The organism is Paenibacillus sinensis (assembly GCF_019904155.1).
In the GTDB taxonomy this organism is placed as follows: domain Bacteria; phylum Bacillota; class Bacilli; order Paenibacillales; family Paenibacillaceae; genus Paenibacillus_AQ; species Paenibacillus_AQ sinensis.
Genome location: NZ_JAHCMB010000091.1, coordinates 425 through 3,069, shown reverse-complemented (window position 1 = coordinate 3,069; position 2,645 = coordinate 425). Strand labels below are relative to the sequence as shown.

The 2,645-nt window shown below is 40.5% G+C and carries 5 protein-coding genes (1 of these 5 cut by a window edge); 4 read left to right on the top strand and 1 reads right to left on the bottom strand.

Features of this window, described 5'->3' with window-relative positions; genetic code table 11:
- From KIH86_RS10610 to KIH86_RS10595, 4 genes are all read left to right on the top strand, one after another.
- The coding region (locus KIH86_RS10610; protein WP_223110451.1) for a TetR/AcrR family transcriptional regulator at positions 1-544 on the top strand (544 nt) is incomplete at its 5' end.
- 245 nt (positions 545-789) lie between these two features.
- The gene (locus tag KIH86_RS29830) at positions 790-1,161 is read left to right on the top strand and encodes a ParA family protein (RefSeq protein ID WP_223080989.1); all 372 of its coding nucleotides are present in this window, start codon (positions 790-792) and stop codon (positions 1,159-1,161) included.
- Between the two features lie 2 nt (positions 1,162-1,163).
- Positions 1,164-1,481, top strand: a complete 318-nt coding sequence (locus KIH86_RS30095; RefSeq protein WP_407672264.1) for a ParA family protein — start codon at positions 1,164-1,166, stop codon at positions 1,479-1,481.
- Between the two features lie 280 nt (positions 1,482-1,761).
- Entirely contained in the window at positions 1,762-2,541 is a 780-nt protein-coding gene (locus KIH86_RS10595; RefSeq protein WP_223080988.1) for a DeoR/GlpR family DNA-binding transcription regulator, read from the top strand.
- A gap of 82 nt (positions 2,542-2,623) precedes the next feature.
- Here the strand turns inward: KIH86_RS10595 and KIH86_RS10590 are convergent, their stop codons facing one another.
- Positions 2,624-2,645: the final stretch of a PTS transporter subunit EIIC gene (locus KIH86_RS10590; protein ID WP_456094016.1), read on the bottom strand. 380 nt of this gene lie beyond the right edge of the window; only the last 22 of its 402 coding nucleotides appear in the window; its start codon lies off the right edge, out of view; the stop codon is at positions 2,624-2,626.

Here is a 2,645-nt window from a genome sequence, read left to right as displayed (position 1 = left end):
GCAAAAAGTAATTCGGGATGCCTTTATTGACCTGCTGGATAAGATCGGATTTGAAGCTATTACCGTTCAGGAAATTGCAACTGCAGCCATGATTAATCGTTCAACCTTTTATTTGCACTATGTTGACAAGTATGATTTGCTGCAAAAAACGGCGGACCAAGCGCTGGCAAATATCATAGAATTGGTAGCTCCCGAAACGCATATTGTGGATGGAAAACTGGAATATAACAGCTTCAAAGAGAATATTCATGCAATTCTTAAAGTCGTGGAAGATGATGCGGTGCTCTATAAGGTACTGCTTAATGATCCGCAGATGATAGAAATTAATCAAAAGTTTCAGCACACTCTCATCAACAAAATGGATAGCAGCTTCCCGGATAATATCTTAATATCTCGGGATTTGTTCATGGAATGGATGACATCTTTGTATATGTCAGCGATACGATGGTGGCTGAACCAAGACATGAAATATTCATCCAGCTTCATCGCTGAAGAATTCATGAAACTATTAGTGATTGGCCCTGTAAAAACGGTTGGTTTATAGGAGCATGAAGAAATTAACGGGCTGAAGTCCCAAAATAAAAGAGGACTCGAACCTCCACGGTTTCCCTCACGATTTTGGGTCGCGTATGCTATTCGGAAGATTAAGTCAAAGAAAAGGAATTTAAAGCCTACGAAAAGCCTTGTAAAATCAAGGTTTTTTGCGGTTTTTTATGTTGAAGCTAGAGGTTAGCCGCTCCCTGCCATTGACAAATTAGTGGAGCAAATGCTCCAGGGAGGGTATTTAGAATGACAAAAACATCGGTCATAACCATTGCTAACCAAAAAGGTGGTACAGGAAAAACGACAACTGCCTATTATCTGGCTTACGCCTTACTTAATGAAGGAAAAAAAGTGCTGCCCGTCGATTTCAACCCAGCCGGATCAACTTCCGTTCTCCATGTTCAACGTTATGAACGTCATTATGAGCGACGAACCACTTCCATCTACTCGCACGTCAATATCGAGCTCATTCCAAGCAACATTGAGTTGTCGGTTGCCGAGATAAATTTGCGGGATGAAATGGGCGGTGAAAAAACGCTGGTCTCCCTGCTGGAGCCGATGAAGCCGAAAGTTATGACTACATCATCATCGACACTATTCCTTCGCTGGGCTTGCTGACAATGAATGCTCTTGCCGCCAGCGATAGTGTGCTGATTCCCGTCAACCCGCAGCTATGGTCTGCGACAGGATTAACCCAATTGCTCAGAATCATTGTAAAAGTCAAAAAACGCATCAATCCATGCATCAGTATTGAAGGCATCTTGATGACGATGTGCAATTTCCAAGCCAACTTGTACGAGGAGACTTTCCGTCTGGTCGAGGTTTATTACCGCGAAACCTTCGTATCTTTGATATACAAATCCCGTTGTCCGTCAAAGTGGGCGAAGCCAATTTCTACAGCCAGAGCATTATACTGTTTGAACCTAATTCCAAGGTAGCGAAAGCGCCCGCCCAAGGGGGGTTATTCTTGGGCGGGCGCTTTGCTGTTTTGGTCTACCGCGTGTGGGCGAGTGAAAGACAAGCGATCAACAGCCCTTGAGCAAATTCGGGCGGATGGCGCTGAATTACCTGCGGAATCAGTATTATGGTTTTGAAAACCTATGATCGATTTGTGGATTGCATTTGGTTTTTAAATATAAATTGTGGAATCCTGCTTATTGTTATATAAATATAGTACACTAAGAAAAATCTCTGTTCTCTAAAAAAGGTGGCTAAGAAATGAAAGCATTTGAACGTCGTGATAAAATTGTTAATGAACTATATAGATACAAAAAAGTGCATGTTGCAGACCTTGCACAAAAATTCAATGTATCTGAAGAGACAATTCGACGCGATCTTGACAAACTTGATAAGGAAGGTATTGCAAAAAAAAATTATGGTGGTGCAATCTTGAATGTACATACCAATGAAGATCCTTCTTATACTTCCCGGCATCAAATTAACCTTGAGGCCAAAGCAAATATTGCATCCAATGTATTAGATTTAATTAATGATGGAGACAGCATTATGACAGATTCAAGCTCCACTGCTTTTGAAAGCTTACGCAAAATTATTGAAGTCAAACAAAATCTCACGATCATTACCAACTCTTTAATGGTTTTATCTGAGTTTCAGCACTCTGGTCATAAACTTATCTCCACCGGCGGTACTCTTGGTCCACAAACGGGGTCCTTTGTAGGTACAACTGCTTCCTATACTATACAAAAATACAATGTAGATGTAGCACTTATTAGCTGCAAAGCATTATCTATGACAAAATACATCAGCGATTCAAATGAAGCGGAAAGCGAATTAAAAATACAGATGCAACGACAAGCTAACAAAGTAATTCTGCTTGCGGATCACACTAAGTTTGATCGGATTGCTTTCGTAAATCTCCTTAGCATGGATCAAGTCGACTATATCGTTACAGACAAGAAGCCTCCAGATGAATGGATTGACTTTTTTCAGAAAAATCAGGTGTCACTTGTCTTTGACTCAAACGAACAATATCTTTAGCAAGTCAATAGGCTTTCAAGATGGAATTTATTCAGCTTTTCTCCCTCCCTTCCCATTCTTGACTTTCTTCATATTTTACTTGCTATCTAGACTTAAATTTATAC

Coding starts and splice junctions, on each gene's coding strand:
- KIH86_RS30095 (WP_407672264.1), top strand. CDS start 1,164: ATGAATGCTCTTGCCGCCAGCGATAGTGTGCTGATTCCCGTCAACCCG.
- KIH86_RS29830 (WP_223080989.1), top strand. CDS start 790: ATGACAAAAACATCGGTCATAACCATTGCTAACCAAAAAGGTGGTACA.
- KIH86_RS10595 (WP_223080988.1), top strand. CDS start 1,762: ATGAAAGCATTTGAACGTCGTGATAAAATTGTTAATGAACTATATAGA.